Origin of the sequence: Colwellia sp. D2M02 (genome assembly GCF_018860755.1) — a bacterium.
Lineage (GTDB): Bacteria > Pseudomonadota > Gammaproteobacteria > Enterobacterales > Alteromonadaceae > Colwellia > Colwellia asteriadis.
Map to the genome: position 1 here is coordinate 180227 of NZ_JAHKPW010000032.1, position 17136 is coordinate 197362.

Here is a 17136-nt window from a genome sequence, read left to right on the forward strand (position 1 = left end):
TAGTAAATAAATTTAGTCTAAATTTCTGACGGTTGTAGTGAAACTTATAAAATAATTACCTATTTGTGTAAGTTAACGTATATTGACGTTCTAGCGTACAGTAGCTTCCATCTATAAAAATAACGATAAAACAAAAAGCCTTATGAATAACACTCAAAACAAAACAACACCTATGGGTATGCTGTTATTAGGTCCAATGCTAATGTTGATGACCTTATTAATCCCCGCCCCTTTTGAAGGTATGTCAGCCGCGGCGTGGCACACATTAGGCTTAGCCTTATGGATGGCAACATGGTGGATTTCTGAGGCAACCCCTGTTTCAGTAACGGCATTTTTGCCATTAATTGTTGCCCCTATTATTGGTATTGCGCCAATTAAAGCGGTAACGTCTTCGTACGCACACCCACTTATCTTTTTATTTTTGGGTGGTTTCTTTATCTCTATAGCGATGGAGCGTTGGAACTTACATAAACGTATTGCATTAAAAGCGATGTCGATAGTCAGCCCTAAACCTAGCCATCAAATAGGCGGGTTAATGATAGTAACAGCCTTTTTATCAATGTGGATGTCTAATACGGCAACCGCGGTAATGATGCTACCTATCGCCTTATCTATTATTCAAATGGTTAACCAAAAACAAAGCAATAACAATGGTCATTATGCCAAAGCCATGCTATTAGCCATTGCCTTTTCAGCCAGTATTGGCGGCTTAGCAACACTTATTGGTACTCCGCCCAATGCATTAATGGCTGCTTATTTATCAGATAGCTATGGTATTGAAATTGGTTTTGCGCAATGGATGATGGTAGGTGTTCCGTTAACCACAGTGATGTTAGTTTTTTGTTGGTTTATTCTGACTAAAATTCGCTACAAGGTGAATCAAGGTAAAACGGTTAATACCAAGAGCTTATTTAAAGAAAAACTGCTTGAGTTAGGTAGCATGAGTAAAGGCGAGAAAATGGTATTATTTTTCTTTGGCCTGGCCGCATTCGGTTGGATATTTAGACCGCTAATCGCCAGCGCTACCGGTCTGCCAATATCTGATACCGGTATTGCGATGTTTGTCGCCTTATTATTATTTATAGCGCCTGTCGATAGTAAAAAAGACATTCGCGTTTTATCGTGGGATGATACTAAAAAGTTACCGTGGGGCGTATTGTTACTTTTCGGCGGTGGACTTGCGTTAGCAGGCTTAATTAAAAAGTCGGGGTTAGCCGCATTTATCGCAACACAACTTGAAACAACCTCAACATTTCCGTTATTAGCAGCAGTATTAATTGTCACTGTAACGATTTTATTCTTGACGGAAATCACCAGTAATACCGCTACTGCGGCGAGCTTTTTACCTTTGTTAGGCCCTATTTCAGTCACGTTAGTAGACAGCCCAATGATGCTAGTTATTCCTGCCGCATTAGCAGCAAGTTGCGCCTTTATGATGCCAGTTGCCACGCCACCTAATGCTATTGTATTTAGCTCAGGAGAGCTGCGTATTCGTGACATGGCAAAAGCAGGTTTATGGCTAAATTTAGCTGCTATTGCTATTATTGTGTTACTGATGTTTACCAGCGTACCTATGATATTTAACCTATAACAGATAAGCGCTAAGTAACCTAAAAAAAACGCCAGCTTAATGCTGGCGCTTTTTAAATGGGCTGTACATATTGCGAGTAAAATATAAGGCTATACTTCTGCTAAGTTCAGTTCAGTTCAGTTCAGTAGATTCTGAGTTGAACTATCTACCCAACCTAACTACCTGAGTATCATTTCCCTACTTTAGAGCCTTTAAAAAAGACAAGGTGGATTACTCGATATAACCTCTGATGACACTTGTTTGAACATCGATTGAGTATTCAAATCACCAACAATGCCAGAAATAAAAGGCAATAAATCAGCGGGTTCACCTGTTATGGTTTCATACAGCACAAAAGCGCTAAGACTAGCCCCTAACTCACTAGCATGATTTTCATCGGCTTGGTAAACGACAGTATTTGGTTCAATCGACAGTGCTTTATTCCACGCTAAGCCAACAGGAGCGACACAGCTCAATTGCATTGAAGCAATATCTTGATGAATTCCATGGACGTACTCTGCTTCTTGTGTTTTACCTTCTGGCGGGTGTTCAGGAAAAAGAATAGGTGTAGCTCCTATTGCCTTGACACGTTGAATCCAGACAATGGTTGCCTCAGTTGAATACAACACTGACTGACTTTGTGAATATTTCTGTCCTTGTAAAATAACATGACTCCATTGTTTACTTTCAAGTACTTCGATAATACTTTCATTTTTTACAATGGCATCAAGAAATGCGCCGGTGCGCGTCTCAATATTCACCGTTTTATTCGTTTTAGTAAATATACTTTTTAAAAGCGGTTCAATGTATTGCACATGACTATTACCTAGGATGAGTACATTATAACTTGCTAAGCCTTGATTATTAGGGATAGCTAAGTTATCTGTCGTCTTCACTGGCGTGACATCAATTGGACCGCCCGCAGTAGGAACCTTCGTCGGTGCAGTAGGGCCACCACCGCAAGCAGCTAATAACAATATACTCGTCAAAACACCAATAAATACCTTCATCATTCCCTCGATAATTATTTTTTAAAACGTGAAATCAAACTAGACGTATCCCAGCGATTACCACCGTTTTCTTGAATTTCTTGATAAAAGCCATCAACCATTTTTGTCATGGGTAGCGCAACATCATGTTTATCGGCTTCACTAAAGGCTATGCCTAAATCTTTACGCATCCAGTCTACCGCAAAACCAAAATCATATTCACCCGCAAACATAGTTTGGTAGCGGTTTTCCATTTGCCATGAGCCCGCAGCACCTTTTGAAATAGTTTCAACTAATGCTTTAGGATCTAATCCCACTTTTTCAGCAAAATTAAAACCTTCCGCTAATCCTTGTACCACACCTGCAATACATATTTGATTAACCATTTTCGCTAACTGGCCAGAGCCAACAGGCCCCATCAACTGACTAAAACGTGCATAAGCGTCCATAACAGGCTGCGCTTTAGCAAATGTTGCTGCATCACCGCCGCACATTACCGTTAAAACACCGTTTTCTGCGCCTGCTTGACCACCTGACACTGGCGCATCTAAAAAGTACTGACCATGAGTAAGAGCGACTGATGCTAACTCTCGGGCTAACTCAGCTGAGGCTGTAGTATGATCAACAAAAATACTACCTTGTGGCATACCAGCTAAAATACCATTCTCACCTAAAGTCACTTGACGAACATCGTCATCATTACCCACACAACAAAAAACCAAATCACAACCTTGTGCTGCTAATGCTGGTGTTGTTGCAACACTACCACCAAACTCAGCCTGCCATGCCAGCGCTTTTTCATGGCTGCGGTTATAAACGCAAACATCAATATTCGCTTTTGCTAAATGACCCGCCATTGGGTACCCCATCACGCCTAAACCGATAAATGCAACTTTCATATTTTTCCCTTAACGTAATACCATCTAGTTCTAAGATATTGGAATATTTCACTGCCGTTACTTTACAATACAAGCGTATAACTTTCATGTAATATTGAGAAATATTACCCTATTAGGAATAGCGATATGAATAGTATTTACACCTTTTCAGCACAAAAAAATAACAATGAAGACGTGTCACTCTCACAGTATGAAAATAAAGTGTTACTTATAGTAAATACCGCAAGTAATTGTGGATTTACGCCGCAATATCAAGGGTTGCAGAGTTTATACGACAACTATAAAGAAGACGGACTTGAAGTGTTAGCCTTTCCTTGTAATCAGTTCAAGCAGCAAGAAAGTGGCAGCAATGAAGAAATTAAACAGTTTTGTGATTTACAGTTTAATATAAGCTTTGATTTATTTAATAAAGTTGATGTTAACGGAAAGAATAGCCATCCTTTATTTAGCTATTTAAAAGCACAAGCTCCTGGCTTATTAGGCTCTAAGGCTATAAAGTGGAATTTCACTAAATTTTTAATTAACCGTGATGGTCAAGTTATAAAGCGTTACGCTCCAATAACTAAGCCTGAAGATATCGCCAGTGATATAGAAAAAATATTATAGAAAAGAGCTATAAAAAAGGTACTGTAGAAAAATAAGTATATGAGCGTGACTCAAGTAACGCTCATATCATAGTTTATATTTAACCTGATCAGGTTATTTATATTTATTAGGCAAACAGCGCTTTATGAAGCTTCTCAACTGTAGTATTTGCATCAGCTTCGTTCACTAAAAAGCACAAATTATTCGCGCTAGCACCATGACAAATCAACCTTACGTTGATGTCATTTAAGGTATCAAAAATACTTTGTCCAATTCCTTTAGCGCGTGTTAAACCGTTACCTATAACGGCAACTAACGATAAACCATGCTCAACGCTCACTTCACATAATTGCTCTAACTCTTCAACAACCGCGCTAGTAATTTGCGATTGGGTTGAGCCAACTGGGTTGTCAAAGGTTAAGGCAACGCTAATTTCACTCGTTGTGATCAAATCAACACTCAGCTCATGCTTAGCTAAAATAGCAAAAACGTTGGCTAAGAAACCACTGGCATGTAACATTGCTGGGCTTTTCACTGTAACTAAGGTTTGCTCACGGCGTAGAGCAATAGAGCGATACGTTGGATTTGAGTCAACTTTTTTCTTAATTTGAGTGCCACCCTTTTCAGGCTCTTTAGATGAGCCGACAAACACCGGAATATTACAACGCATGGCTGGAATAAGTGTCGCAGGATGCAATATTTTAGCGCCAAAAGTCGCCATTTCTGCCGCTTCGCCAAAACTTATTTCAGCAATAGAGCGAGCTTGGTCGGTAATACGAGGGTCGGTAGTAAAAATACCAACAACATCGGTCCAAATGGCTAAATTAGTACCACTTAGCGCTTCTGCAAGTAAAGCCGCACTATAATCAGAGCCTCCACGACCAAGGGTTGTGGTATTACCTTGTGCATCTTGACCAATAAAGCCTTGAGTAACAATAACCTTATTGACAAGTTTAGGCGCTAACTCTGATTGACAAAGTTCACGTAACTGAGCCACATCAACAACCGCTTTACCAAATAAACTGTTGGTTTTCATGACCTCTTGAACGTTAAAATATTCACCTGCAACATCGGCAACACGTAATACTTGCGCAAAAATACGTGAGCTAAGTTGCTCACCAAACGATAGAATTGCATCGCTATGCTGTAGGTTATATTGCTTAGATTGCGCTAAAGCTAATGCACTTAACGCTTCAAGCAAGCTTTCAATCTCGGTATTTAATGCACGTTCAATATCTACTGAAAAGTGTTGGGTAATATTTAACTGAATAGCTTTTATTTGACTGATGATATCGGCTTGCTCAGCTAATGAAACATCGCTTTGCCCTAAACGCACTAAATGATTGGTTACGCCAGCACTGGCTGAAACAACCACTAAACGATTACTCGCATCATTTTTAATGATATTGGCACAACGCATCATAGCGTCATAGTCGGCAACACTAGTTCCACCAAATTTGGCAATGGTAAGCGGTAAATTAGTAGTAATATTAGAATTCATAATTTTCTCCCATAAAATACATAGCATGTTTATTGGTAAACTTAGCTATAGGAAGAGCATGACTGAGCAGTTAGCGAGTGGTCTACACCAAAACGGCATAGAAAAAGAAGCAAAACTTTTTCAGCCAGAAGCTCTCCACCTTTTGTTTAATGTTTTGTTATAGAGCACTTAAGCAGTGCAACAAATACGTCAGGTGACAGCCCTAAGGATTCAACCCTAGCGACCGAATATTGTATGCCACGTAACAATATTCTCGGCGATAGTCTCCCTCAATAATGCATATGGAATGTGGTTCCTAACCCGCCTATTAGGTGGGTAACATTATCTACCTAGCTATCGCGCCTCTTCTGGTGCTTATTACTTCTGTAAGAAAACCAAATCAGAATTAATTTAGAGTTAAAAGTCTAAAACATAAAAGCACGCTTATTTAAACTGATTTTATAGGAGATTGCAACCGTTGTTATTCATATCTATGGATAATTATTCATATGTTTATTTTCCTCTACCGATGTAGTCTAAACTATTAACAACTTTCAACGCGCTTTTTGATAATTACAACTAAATCGCTAGGTAATACAGCCAACTTAACTAATTCAATTGTACGCAGGAAACTGAAAGGGCTTAGTCTATGTGTAAACAAATACAATATCACTTGTAGGTGTCGCGATAGCAACAACTCTAAAAAGTCATCATTGATGCTATTCTACGTCGTATTTCATTAAATCGATTTGACCTAGCAATTTTGGGTTATTGATACACTCGTTGTATTGCCTTTGAAAGCTAAACGATAGCTGAATCGTTAAAAGAGGAAACTATCTTAACAATACAACGAGTATCCAATACATATCTAGAGTTAGCTGTTAGTAGCTGTGTATTGGGGGAAACTTATTGTAGAGTTTTAAAATTTGAACTCAAAACCTAACGAAGCATGCTTCAAGTCTGTTGAAAAGTTAGCATCATCAATATCATCTGTTGCACTATCAACGTCTAAATCGTTGTCATAAACCGTGTAATCGAACTTAACGGTCCAATCTTCGTTGATATGGTAACTTGCACCAACACCAGCAAACAAACCTTCATCATCTGCACTGTTGTTAACACCAAGTACTGAGTAGTCTGTTTCATACCACAATTGACCACCACGAACATAAATGCTGATATTATCTGACACTGGCACACCCGCTTTTAAACCTAAGGTATAACCATCTGTATCAGCGTTAGCAAAATCATTACCGTAGTCGCCAAAATCAATAAAACTACTTTCAATAGCAAAATACTGATTAAACCCATAGCCTGCAAATACTTGGTAGGCTGATTTATTTTCATCAAAGCCGTTATCACTATCTACGCGTAAATAACCATAACTAGCGCCAACATAAACACCTTTAGCATCACTTTCACTGCTATAGGTTTTTGCATGCAAGTTAGTGTTTAGAAAACCAGCGGTAATAAGTGCACCTAAAATTATTGTCTTCTTCATTTGATACTCCCTTGTTGTTTGTCATTAGTTAAACTGAATGTAATTACCCAGATACATCTATATATACAAACACCATGCCAATAAAAAGCGCTAAAAACGCACATTATTGCTTTAAAATCATACAGTTTTACTTTTTTATTGTAATTTTTATAATTAACCATGAAACATTTACACACTGTTTTACATTGTGCTTTTAAATGATGTCGAGGCGTATAAAATTATTGTGTTATGTAGCGTACCCTTTCAATATGAGTGAGTTAGTAATTTCATTGGATTAGATAAAAATATAAGCGTAAACAATAAAATAGTTGCATAAACTGAGTGAGCTAACGTTGAGGAGTTATCGAGATGTGCTCGTTACCATTGAAATTTTTTGGTTTTAGTCGGCGTTAAAGATTATTTAGGTAGGACTTTATTGTTATTGAAGGCTGTTATTGAGTGCTGTTCAGAAGTGCTATTTAAATAGCACTTGCGTAACTAATCAGCAAGCTTAGTTATACTCACTTGCTGATTAGTTAATTATGCTACAACAGTGATCGGATAACATATTGAAGGATGCCACCATGGCGGAAATATTCAAACTCATTGGGTGTATCAATACGGATATCTGTTTCAAAGCTAAAACTCACACCATCGGATTTTAGCGCATCTACTTTTACCTGCTTTTGACCAGCCTCAATCGCGTGAATAGAAAACTGCTCAGTACCATCTAAATGGTAAGTGTGTGCCCCTTTGCCTTGCTTAAATTGCAGGGGTAATATTCCCATTCCAATCAAATTAGAGCGGTGAATACGCTCATAGGTTTCTGCAATGACAGCTTTCACACCTAACAACAGTGGTCCTTTGGCAGCCCAGTCGCGAGAGCTGCCTGTTCCATATTCTTTGCCAGCAATAACAATAGTAGGTATGTTGTCAGTAATATACTGTTGCGAAGCCTCAAATACTGTCATTTCCTGAGCACCTGGCTGTTTACGGGTAAAGCCCCCTTCTGTCCCAGGTGCAAGTTGATTTTTTAACCTAACGTTTGCAAAAGTACCACGCATCATAATCTCATGATTACCTCGTCTAGAGCCATAAGAGTTAAAATTATCTTGCTCAACATAATTATCACGAAGATATTCGGCCGCGGGGGTTTCTTTTCCTATAGAGCCAGCAGGTGAAATGTGGTCTGTGGTGACGCTATCGGCTAATTTCAATAAACAACGTGCATTTTCAATGGCCTGAATAGGCTCAGGTTGTACTTTCATATTTTCAAAAAAAGTTGGTTTTTTTATGTATGTACTGTCTGGCCAATTGTAAATATCGGCATCAACCGTATCGAGTTTTTTCCAGCTATCACCGCCATCATAAACAGAGCTGTATTTATCAGAGAACATTGAGCTATTAACAACATGTGTAACGATATCTTGTATTTCTTGCTGGCTTGGCCATATATCTTTTAAATAAACAGGTTTTCCATCATTACTGATACCTAGAGGTTCCTTAGTAATATCAATTTTCATATTACCCGCTAGAGCATAAGCGACAACTAAAGGTGGCGATGCTAAATAATTAGCTTTAACATCGGAGTGAATTCTCCCTTCAAAATTACGGTTACCTGACAAGACTGAGGTTACGATTAAATCCCCCTCTCTAATTGCACTGGAAATCGGTTTTGGCAATGGTCCTGAGTTACCAATACAAGTAGTACAACCATAACCAACTAAATTAAACCCCATTTTATCTAACTCTTTAGATAACCCTGCTTTGTTGAGGTATTCTGTTACTACTTGTGAGCCAGGCGCAAAACTTGTTTTAACCCAAGGTTTAACAGTAAGTCCTAATTGATTGGCTTTTTGCGCGAGTAGTGCCGCAGCCACCAATACTGACGGGTTCGATGTATTAGTACAGCTGGTAATCGCTGCGATAACAACCGCACCTTCGTGAAGCTCAACGTCTTGTTCTTTATGACGATAAAAAGCGCTAGTTTTAGAAGTTACCGTTTTAGCTCCTATGTTTTCTACTCCCCCTTCATTATCAAATGTCGCTTTCTGCTTATCATTCGGTGCAATAGCCAACTCTTTTTGCTCAGAGATCCAATGCTCAAATGCAGTCGCGGCTTGGTCTAAATTAATTCTATCTTGCGGGCGCTTCGGTCCTGCAATAGCTGGAACAACAGTATCTAAATTCATTGTGAGTTTTGCATGGTACTCTGCATGCTCTTGTGCTTCACTGCCCCACATACCTTGCGCTTTTGAGTAGGCTTCAATAATATCGATTTGTAGCGCGTTACGGCCAGTTAATGCCAAGTATTTAGTGGTTTGTTCATCGATAGGAAACAAGCCACATGTGGCGCCATACTCAGGTGACATATTGGCAAGCGTTGCACGATCTGCCACAGATAAGTGCTGTACACCATCACCAAAAAACTCAATGAATTTACCCACTACACCGAATGCTCGCAATTGTTCTGTAACGGCTAACACTAAATCGGTTGCGGTTGCGCCAGCGGGTAATTTCCCCTTTAATTCCATGCCAACAACTTCAGGTATTAGCATAGTAACAGGTTGACCTAACATGGCTGCTTCAGCTTCAATACCGCCTACTCCCCAACCAAGTACACCTAAACCATTTATCATCGTAGTATGTGAATCTGTCCCTACTAAGGTATCAGGGTAAAGTAGTGGTTTATCTTGCTGTTCATCGATAAACGTTACACGGGCTAAGTACTCTAAATTAACTTGGTGCACAATACCTTTTCCAGGAGGTACCACTTTGAAGTTATCAAATGCACTTTGTCCCCATTTTAAAAATTGATAACGCTCTTTGTTACGCGCCACCTCAATTTCAGTATTGCGTTCAAACGAGTCTGCTTTGCCAAATTCGTCGACCATAATGGAATGGTCAATAACTAAATCGACAGGTTTTAGTGGATTAATTTTATTGGGATCGCCACCTAAATCAAGCATTGCATTACGCATGGCGGCTAAATCAACAACCGCCGGCACACCTGTAAAATCTTGTAATATGACTCTTGAAGGAACAAATGCAATTTCGGTACGAGAAGCGGAAGTGATATCCCATTTGGCTAAGGCTTGAATATCCTCGGGCTGAACATACTGCTCATCGCTATGACGTAGTAAGTTTTCTAATAAGATTTTTGCCGTAAGTGGCAGCCGCTTGATATCAATTTGCAAAGTAGATAAGTCGAAGTATTCATATTCTTTACCGCGCACCGTCAGGGTGGCAATGTGCTTATTTGATGATGTCACTATACTCTCCTATTTGCTTTAAGGTACTTTTAAGGTAGTTCTTTTATTTAGCCTCATTTGAAGTTTATTATTAATTTACTCTCTTGCTTAATAGCCTCTGTTATTACTGTTTAGCGCTTGCAGCCTTTAACCAAGAGTACTTTCTTTACGTTACTTATTTAATCCACGTATATGCCCGTAATTCAACATAGCAACAAACACGCTTCCGCCAATGGCGTTACCCAGTAAAATCACCGCTATAACGGGGATAATAGTCGTAATATTGATGTTAGGCGACATGAGGTAACCAACAAATAATTCAACCGACCCTGCGATTGAGTGGTGTAAACCACCGATACCAATAAGAAACGTGGCTAAGAATATACATAAGATCTGACTAGACGTTGAATGAGTAGATAAAATGGTCCACGCTCCTATAGCCATTAACCATCCAGCTAAAATCGCACTAACAAAAAGGCTAGCAGAATCGAACGCTAGAACATGGCTCGCAATTAATAGGTACCCGTCTCTAGCATGAATAACTGACTCGGCACCATTTAATAAAATAGCAATAATAAAACCACCACTCAAGTTACCTAGAATGACAGTTGACCATAATTTTAATACCCCGCTAATACTTGCTCTCCCATCAAGTAATGGATAAACAGCGGTAGCAGTATGTTCAGTAAAAAGTTGCGTTCTACTCAAAATACATAACATAAAACCTAAAGGGTAAACCAAAGCAACCAGTACACGATTTATGCCATCAAGACTACCTAAAATACTTGCCATTACCGCTACAGCGAGAACGCTAAAACCAATAATCATACCTGCTGCGACAGATGATAAGAACAAACCTAATATTGGGCGCTCTATTTGACTTTTTCCTTCATGAATAGCGAGCTGTAAAATATCGTCCGCATGTCTGAAGGTTTCGTCTGTACGCTTTATAATGACCTCTTGATATTGTTCAGACTCTATTTTTCGCTCTTTACTGCGCTCTACTTCACCGCGGTTAATAGTGTTCTTGTCGATACGGTTTTTAATTGCATCAATACCTTTTACGTCTTTTTTAGAGGGTTTTAGTGGCTCATTTTTTTGCTTTTTCAAAATTTAACACCTTAAAATCAATGCTTTATGTTTTTAACGAAGGCTGAATGATGTCAGAAAGTGATATATCTAGAGTTCACTAACACTTGAATCACTTCTGCATACCCTACTTTTATTACATAGAGATAGAGCAAATATCAGACCAATAGATAATTTTCAGGATTTATATAAGAAACTTACAAAGCAGTAAAATGACAAATGCCTAATTTAAAATCAACGAAAACAACTTTACCATTGATTTAAAAGGTTTTTATTAGTTTGTCTATGTATAGAGAAAGATGTGAAATTCTCTCCCTCATAAAATAGTTGGGTTGACCCTTTAAGCATTTAAAAATTGAGATTAAATTTTTCTTGTAATAATTACATCTAATCAAGTAATTATTACAAGGCATGAATTTATTACTGCACTCTATGTAATTAAGCTGATTAATTTATTGATTCATTTAATAATTGATTAGTAAATATAGCAATATTTGCATGATTAAATGCTTTGTTTTTGAATATCCTATTTTATTTTAATCTTCTGAAAAATATACACATTTAACTAAAATTAGCCTCTACGCATCCATTAAATAAACTAATTTATTACCTCTACCATTATTTAACCGTAATAAAATTTAGGGTGGGCATACAATTTGCTCTACTAAGTTCTCGTACTCATAATGTGAAAAGGAAGTAATAATGATGAATATAGCCTATTCGGCTTACATAGCGTTCTGCCTCTATTTGGTGATGTTATTAGTTCAGTGGACAGTAGCTACCTTTAGTAAGGTCAAGCAACCAAGTGCTATTCCGGGTAAAATTGATGATGATTTGTCTCACGATAGTTTTATATTTAGAGCACACCGTACCTTTCACAATACGCTAGAAAACAGCCCTCTATTTGTGGGAACAGTTTTGTTTGCCTTTATTCTTAACTATCAAAGCCCTATCTTTGCAATGCTTGTATGGACTTACGTTATCGCAAGAATTGTTCATATGGTGCTCTACTATGCTATTGCAACCGAAAAGAACCCAAGCCCACGCAGTTATTTTTTTATGATTGGTGTGATTGCCAACACGATTATGCTGGTAATGATAGGTCTAAGACTCCTTTAGTCATTAAGGTAATCATCTAAAAACATTAACGTTATCAAAATAAGTAAGGAAAAAATCAATGAGTAACTCAAAAGAAACGATCAACCCTTTTACCGAAAAAACGCTAAAAAGATATACCTTAATGACACATCAAGAGGCTGAGGTTTGTGTAGAAAAGGCTAATGAATGTTTCGAAGAGTGGAAGCTTGTGTCTGTTGCCGAACGTGTAAAACTCGCTAATGCCTTAGCAAAAATAATTGAAGAAAACCAAGACGAGTTGGTTCAATTAATGGTGGACGAAATGGGTAAAGTGCAATCTCAAGCTAAACAAGAAGTAGCGCTTTGTGCTGAAATTTGTAAATACACCGCAAGTACTGCAGAGCAAGCGTTGGCCAATGAGCCACGTGATTATAATCAAGGTAGAGCAATCATAACGTACCAGCCAATTGGCGTTATTTTAGGGATTCAGCCTTGGAACTTCCCTCTTTATCAAGTGATAAGATACAGCATCACCAATTTAATCGCTGGTAACACAACGGTAATGAAACATGCCTCAAATGTTTTTGGTATGGCACAGAAAATTCATTCACTGTATGAACAAGCAGGCTTTCCAAAATATGCTTACCAATCTTTACTCGTTGATGGCGAAACGGCAAGTAAATTAATTAGCCATGATGGTATTAAAGGAGTTACTTTTACGGGTAGTGATAACGTGGGTAAAATGGTTGCCGAAGAAGCTGCGAAACGTAGTAAAAAAACAGTATTAGAACTAGGTAGTAATGATGCTTACTTGGTTTTAGACGATGCAGATATTGCACTAGCGATTGAGACGTGTGTCAAAGCTCGTATTATCAATAATGGTGAAACCTGTGTTTCTGCAAAACGTTTTATTGTTACCGAAAAAAATTACGATGAATTTAAGCTGGGATTCAAGCAAGCCATGATGCAAATAAAAATGGGCGACCCTCGAGCAGAAGATACTCACTTGGGTCCTATGGCGAGGAAAGACTTACGTGAAAAACTGCATGACCAAGTAAAAAAATCTATTGCCGCCGGGGCAACTATAGTCTGTGGCTGTGAAATGCCCGATGGAAAAGGTTTCTTTTATCCGCCGTCTATTTTAGAAAATGTCAGTCCTAATATGCCTGCTTATGATGATGAGTTATTCGGTCCTGTAGCTGCTCTGATAAAAGCTAAAGATGATAATGATGCAATGAGAATTGCCAATGATTCACGCTATGGCTTAGGCGGAGGTATTTTCTCTAAAAACGAAGAGTACGCCATTGAACTTGCTGTAAAACACTTTAATACCGGAATGGTTAATATTAATGGTTATGGTTTAGCACAACCAAACCTACCGTTTGGTGGAGTAAAAAACAGTGGCTATGGTCGTGAGCACGGTGGTTTTGGTTTAAAAGAATTTGTTAATATTAAATCGGTGATGATTGCTGAGATAAATAGTAATACGTAGTAAATCAGCTTGCTTGGCTATTTACTAAATGATAAGAAAAAAAAGCCCTAACGTTGCTGTTAGGGCTTTCTTTTTAATGTGGCGGTGAGCGAGAGATTCGAACTCTCGTTAGGGGTAAACCTAAACACACTTTCCAGGCGTGCGCCTTCAGCCACTCAGCCAGCTCACCAAATTTTAACTATTGATAATTTTATGTGCTATCACACTAACAGTAAACGCCTGATTAACACGCTATCTGTGTCAATTCTGCTTACCAGCTTACATTATTAATATTGAATAAATTCAACCGCGCTATAGTAGGGAAAATACCTGCTTAGCGCAAGCCTATTTAAGTTAAATGCGTTTAAGTGCTTAGTATTCAGTCACTACACGCTTATTTAAGTGCTTGCTATTTTAGCGCTTTAAACTAGTCGAAAAATCAAGCATACGATTTAGTGATTTTAATGCGCCTTCACGAAGCTCCATATCAACAAAAATTTCTTTGCCGGTAGGGTCAAGTAAGGCGTTTTCTATCTCTTTTAAGCCATTCATTGCCATCCACGGGCAATGTGCACAGCTTTTGCACGTTGCTCCCTCACCTGCGGTTGGCGCTTCAAAAAACTCTTTCTCTGGACATAGCTGCTGCATTTTATAAAAAATACCGCGATCTGTTGCGACAATAAACTTTTGATTAGGCATTTCTTGTGCTGCTTTTATTAGTTGGCTAGTAGAGCCAACCGCATCAGCAAGTTCAACAATGTCTAATGGTGACTCGGGGTGCACTAAAATAGCCGCATCAGGGTGTAAAGCCTTCATATCTATTAAGGCTTTAGTTTTGAACTCATCATGAACGATACAGGCCCCTTGCCACATTAGCATGTCAGCGCCAGTTTCACGTTGTATGTAGTTACCCAAATGGCGATCAGGTCCCCATAGAATTTTTTTACCTTGTTCATCTAAGTGTTCAACAATTTCAAGGGCACAAGATGAGGTAACAATCCAATCAGCACGAGCTTTAACGGCCGTAGAAGTATTTGCGTAAACAACTACGGTATGATCGGGGTGTTGATCACAAAAGGCTGAAAACTCTTTAATCGGGCAACCTAAGTCAAGTGAGCATGTTGCTTCAAGCGTAGGCATAACAACAGTTTTTTCCGGTGTTAATACTTTAGAGGTTTCACCCATAAATTTTACACCAGCAACAATCAGTGTTTCTGCCGGGTGTTGTTTACCAAAACGCGCCATTTCTAACGAGTCGGCAACACAGCCGCCCGTTTCTTCGGCTAATGCTTGAATTTCAGGATCTGTATAATAGTGCGCAACTAATACCGCATTTTTTTCAATGAGTAGGCGCTTAATTCTTTCTTTAACTTGAGCCCTTTCGTCTTGCGTTAATGGCTTAGGCTTGGCTGGAAATTGAAAGTCAAAATCTACAGCGTTATTGGTTTGGCTCATGAGTGCTCTCTATTCTACTACGGTACGTGTTAAACGCTGCAATTATAAGGGAAAGCACTAACAATGTGTAGTGTATTATAGAATGGCTGAATGATTAACACAGTAAATAAGTACGCTGAACTAGAGAGAGGTTTTATCGAAAATACGTATTAACAAATACTAAAATATAACATGCTCATTATGCACACTTTAGGTGATAGAGATTTATAGAATTATTTTTTGGGAGAAATTACTTTGAAGGTTTTTGAAGTGGTCGGCCGTGAAGGATTTGAACCTTCGACAAATTGGTTAAAAGCCAACTGCTCTACCAGCTGAGCTAACGGCCGCTTCAAATTTTTATGTGCTATATCTATATTCTTAAATTGGTCGGCCGTGAAGGATTTGAACCTTCGACAAATTGGTTAAAAGCCAACTGCTCTACCAGCTGAGCTAACGGCCGATTTAAGATTTACATGTATAACTAATAACTAGGATTGGTCGGCCGTGAAGGATTTGAACCTTCGACAAATTGGTTAAAAGCCAACTGCTCTACCAGCTGAGCTAACGGCCGCTCCTAGTTTTTCCTAATAAATTAGGGGGTAGTTATTCTTTATTGAAGTGGTCGGCCGTGAAGGATTTGAACCTTCGACAAATTGGTTAAAAGCCAACTGCTCTACCAGCTGAGCTAACGGCCGATTCAATAAATTATAACGTGACTATAAATACTTGATTTATAGTCTTTACTTAAAGTACAAGATAATTAAGTAAGGTGGTCGGCCGTGAAGGATTTGAACCTTCGACAAATTGGTTAAAAGCCAACTGCTCTACCAGCTGAGCTAACGGCCGCCGTTGTGTTGAGTTAGTGCCTCAACGCGGGGCATATAATACTGATAATATTTTTAAGTGCAACCATAAATTTAGCTTTTTTTAAATAATATTGATAGTTCGCGTAAAAACAAAGCAATACGCTACTTTTATCAACAACAATACGAAAATTACTGCTGCACTTTATAAAACGGTTACTTAGATAAACTCTCTAAACGCGGTTTAGCTAGCTTTGCTGAGGTTGAGTTTGGGTACTCTTTTAATAACTGTCGATATAACGTAATCGCATTTTGGTTATCGTTTTGCTTTTGAGAGACCATAGCCAATTTCAACATTGCATCAGGACGCTTATTTGAGTCGCTAAACTGATTAACTACAATAGTAAACTCTTGTTTAGCTTCAACCAGCTCATCTTTATTAAAAAGTAACTGCCCTAACCAATAATGTGCATTTGGTGCATAACTTGAATTAGGGTAATTTTTATTGAAAGCCCTAAATTCAGGTATAGCTTGTTCGTATTTAGCTTCTTTGAGTACCATATTAAGTGCACGATCATAGGCATCGTTTTCACTTAAGTTATTACTGTATGCTTGGCTAGCTGCGCCAATACTGTCGGTATTAGTTACTGCGATACTGGTAGGTACACTACTTGCTGGTTTAAGTGCTTCGCTAACGCGTCTATCAAGCTCTTGATATAGCTCTCGTTGACGTTCTAACACTTGGCTTAATTGGTGGCTATGTAACTCAGTAACACCACGAAGCTCATTAACTTCACTTTGTAACATATCTAACTGGCGCTGAATATTTACTTGTGACCTGTTACGTGAATCAAGCTTTTCTTCTAAACTACGCAGTTGTTCAGTAACACTACCTGTTCCTGAAGTACGCGAACTCATGTCTACAACGGGGGCTTGAGCCGCTAACGCATTAAATGCGCTAGCGGTAAACATCATGCCAAATAAAACTTTATTGAGTTTCATTTATCT

12 protein-coding genes, 6 tRNA genes and 1 riboswitch are annotated in these 17136 nt (G+C 38.6%); of the genes, 4 read left to right on the forward strand and 14 right to left on the reverse strand.

What is annotated here, in order from left to right:
- The first annotated feature begins 142 nt into the window (after positions 1-142).
- Positions 143-1591, forward strand: coding sequence for a DASS family sodium-coupled anion symporter (locus tag KO495_RS04850; protein WP_215979260.1), 1449 nt, complete (start codon positions 143-145; stop codon positions 1589-1591).
- 191 nt (positions 1592-1782) lie between these two features.
- Here KO495_RS04850 and KO495_RS04855 read toward each other — a convergent pair whose 3' ends face one another.
- Together KO495_RS04855 and KO495_RS04860 are read right to left on the reverse strand one after the other, a co-directional pair.
- Positions 1783-2583 carry a hypothetical protein gene (locus KO495_RS04855; RefSeq protein WP_215979261.1) on the reverse strand — a complete coding sequence of 267 codons (801 nt, stop codon included), beginning with the start codon at positions 2581-2583 and terminating at the stop codon, positions 1783-1785.
- 11 nt (positions 2584-2594) lie between these two features.
- Complete coding sequence (locus tag KO495_RS04860) at positions 2595-3458, reverse strand: NAD(P)-dependent oxidoreductase (RefSeq protein WP_215979262.1); 864 nt, start codon at positions 3456-3458, stop codon at positions 2595-2597.
- A gap of 126 nt (positions 3459-3584) precedes the next feature.
- Between KO495_RS04860 and KO495_RS04865 the strand changes: the two genes are divergently transcribed.
- The gene (locus tag KO495_RS04865; RefSeq protein ID WP_215979263.1) at positions 3585-4064 is read left to right on the forward strand and encodes a glutathione peroxidase; all 480 of its coding nucleotides are present in this window, start codon (positions 3585-3587) and stop codon (positions 4062-4064) included.
- 106 nt (positions 4065-4170) lie between these two features.
- Here KO495_RS04865 and lysC read toward each other — a convergent pair whose 3' ends face one another.
- From lysC to KO495_RS04885, 4 genes are all read right to left on the reverse strand, one after another.
- Complete coding sequence (gene lysC / locus KO495_RS04870) at positions 4171-5544, reverse strand: lysine-sensitive aspartokinase 3 (protein WP_215979264.1); 1374 nt, start codon at positions 5542-5544, stop codon at positions 4171-4173.
- Positions 5545-5664: 120 nt separating this feature from the next.
- Positions 5665-5899, reverse strand: a riboswitch (Lysine riboswitch).
- Positions 5900-6442: 543 nt separating this feature from the next.
- Positions 6443-7024: a porin family protein gene (locus tag KO495_RS04875; protein WP_215979265.1), complete on the reverse strand. Its 582-nt coding sequence runs from the start codon at positions 7022-7024 to the stop codon at positions 6443-6445.
- 524 nt (positions 7025-7548) lie between these two features.
- Positions 7549-10275: an aconitate hydratase AcnA gene (gene acnA / locus KO495_RS04880; RefSeq protein WP_215979266.1), complete on the reverse strand. Its 2727-nt coding sequence runs from the start codon at positions 10273-10275 to the stop codon at positions 7549-7551.
- 150 nt (positions 10276-10425) lie between these two features.
- Positions 10426-11364 (reverse strand): formate/nitrite transporter family protein, encoded by a 939-nt coding sequence (locus KO495_RS04885; RefSeq protein WP_252738803.1) that lies wholly within the window; start codon positions 11362-11364, stop codon positions 10426-10428.
- Positions 11365-12045: 681 nt separating this feature from the next.
- Between KO495_RS04885 and KO495_RS04890 the strand changes: the two genes are divergently transcribed.
- Positions 12046-12462: an MAPEG family protein gene (locus tag KO495_RS04890; protein ID WP_215979267.1), complete on the forward strand. Its 417-nt coding sequence runs from the start codon at positions 12046-12048 to the stop codon at positions 12460-12462.
- Positions 12463-12520: 58 nt separating this feature from the next.
- Positions 12521-13912, forward strand: coding sequence for an NAD-dependent succinate-semialdehyde dehydrogenase (locus KO495_RS04895; protein ID WP_215979268.1), 1392 nt, complete (start codon positions 12521-12523; stop codon positions 13910-13912).
- A 79-nt stretch (positions 13913-13991) separates the two neighbouring features.
- Here KO495_RS04895 and KO495_RS04900 read toward each other — a convergent pair.
- The 8 genes from KO495_RS04900 to ybgF all read right to left on the reverse strand — a co-directional run bounded on the left by KO495_RS04900 (position 13992) and on the right by ybgF (position 17130).
- Positions 13992-14081 (reverse strand) — tRNA-Ser (locus KO495_RS04900).
- Positions 14082-14305: 224 nt separating this feature from the next.
- The gene (gene nadA, locus KO495_RS04905; protein ID WP_215979269.1) at positions 14306-15346 is read right to left on the reverse strand and encodes a quinolinate synthase NadA; all 1041 of its coding nucleotides are present in this window, start codon (positions 15344-15346) and stop codon (positions 14306-14308) included.
- A gap of 250 nt (positions 15347-15596) precedes the next feature.
- Positions 15597-15672, reverse strand: a tRNA-Lys gene (locus tag KO495_RS04910).
- Between the two features lie 37 nt (positions 15673-15709).
- A tRNA-Lys gene (locus KO495_RS04915) sits at positions 15710-15785 on the reverse strand.
- A gap of 35 nt (positions 15786-15820) precedes the next feature.
- Positions 15821-15896, reverse strand: a tRNA-Lys gene (locus tag KO495_RS04920).
- A 48-nt stretch (positions 15897-15944) separates the two neighbouring features.
- Positions 15945-16020, reverse strand: a tRNA-Lys gene (locus KO495_RS04925).
- A gap of 75 nt (positions 16021-16095) precedes the next feature.
- Positions 16096-16171, reverse strand: a tRNA-Lys gene (locus KO495_RS04930).
- Positions 16172-16344: 173 nt separating this feature from the next.
- Positions 16345-17130 carry a tol-pal system protein YbgF gene (gene ybgF / locus KO495_RS04935; protein WP_215979270.1) on the reverse strand — a complete coding sequence of 262 codons (786 nt, stop codon included), beginning with the start codon at positions 17128-17130 and terminating at the stop codon, positions 16345-16347.
- Positions 17131-17136: the final 6 nt, after the last annotated feature.

Bases quoted from the DNA above. Each gene is read 5' to 3' on its own strand.
- KO495_RS04890 (WP_215979267.1), top strand. From the start codon at position 12,046: ATGATGAATATAGCCTATTCGGCTTACATAGCGTTCTGCCTCTATTTG.
- KO495_RS04860 (WP_215979262.1), bottom strand. From the start codon at position 3,458: ATGAAAGTTGCATTTATCGGTTTAGGCGTGATGGGGTACCCAATGGCG.
- KO495_RS04850 (WP_215979260.1), top strand. From the start codon at position 143: ATGAATAACACTCAAAACAAAACAACACCTATGGGTATGCTGTTATTA.
- KO495_RS04855 (WP_215979261.1), bottom strand. From the start codon at position 2,583: ATGATGAAGGTATTTATTGGTGTTTTGACGAGTATATTGTTATTAGCT.
- KO495_RS04895 (WP_215979268.1), top strand. From the start codon at position 12,521: ATGAGTAACTCAAAAGAAACGATCAACCCTTTTACCGAAAAAACGCTA.
- ybgF (WP_215979270.1), bottom strand. From the start codon at position 17,130: ATGAAACTCAATAAAGTTTTATTTGGCATGATGTTTACCGCTAGCGCA.
- KO495_RS04875 (WP_215979265.1), bottom strand. From the start codon at position 7,024: ATGAAGAAGACAATAATTTTAGGTGCACTTATTACCGCTGGTTTTCTA.
- nadA (WP_215979269.1), bottom strand. From the start codon at position 15,346: ATGAGCCAAACCAATAACGCTGTAGATTTTGACTTTCAATTTCCAGCC.
- KO495_RS04865 (WP_215979263.1), top strand. From the start codon at position 3,585: ATGAATAGTATTTACACCTTTTCAGCACAAAAAAATAACAATGAAGAC.
- lysC (WP_215979264.1), bottom strand. From the start codon at position 5,544: ATGAATTCTAATATTACTACTAATTTACCGCTTACCATTGCCAAATTT.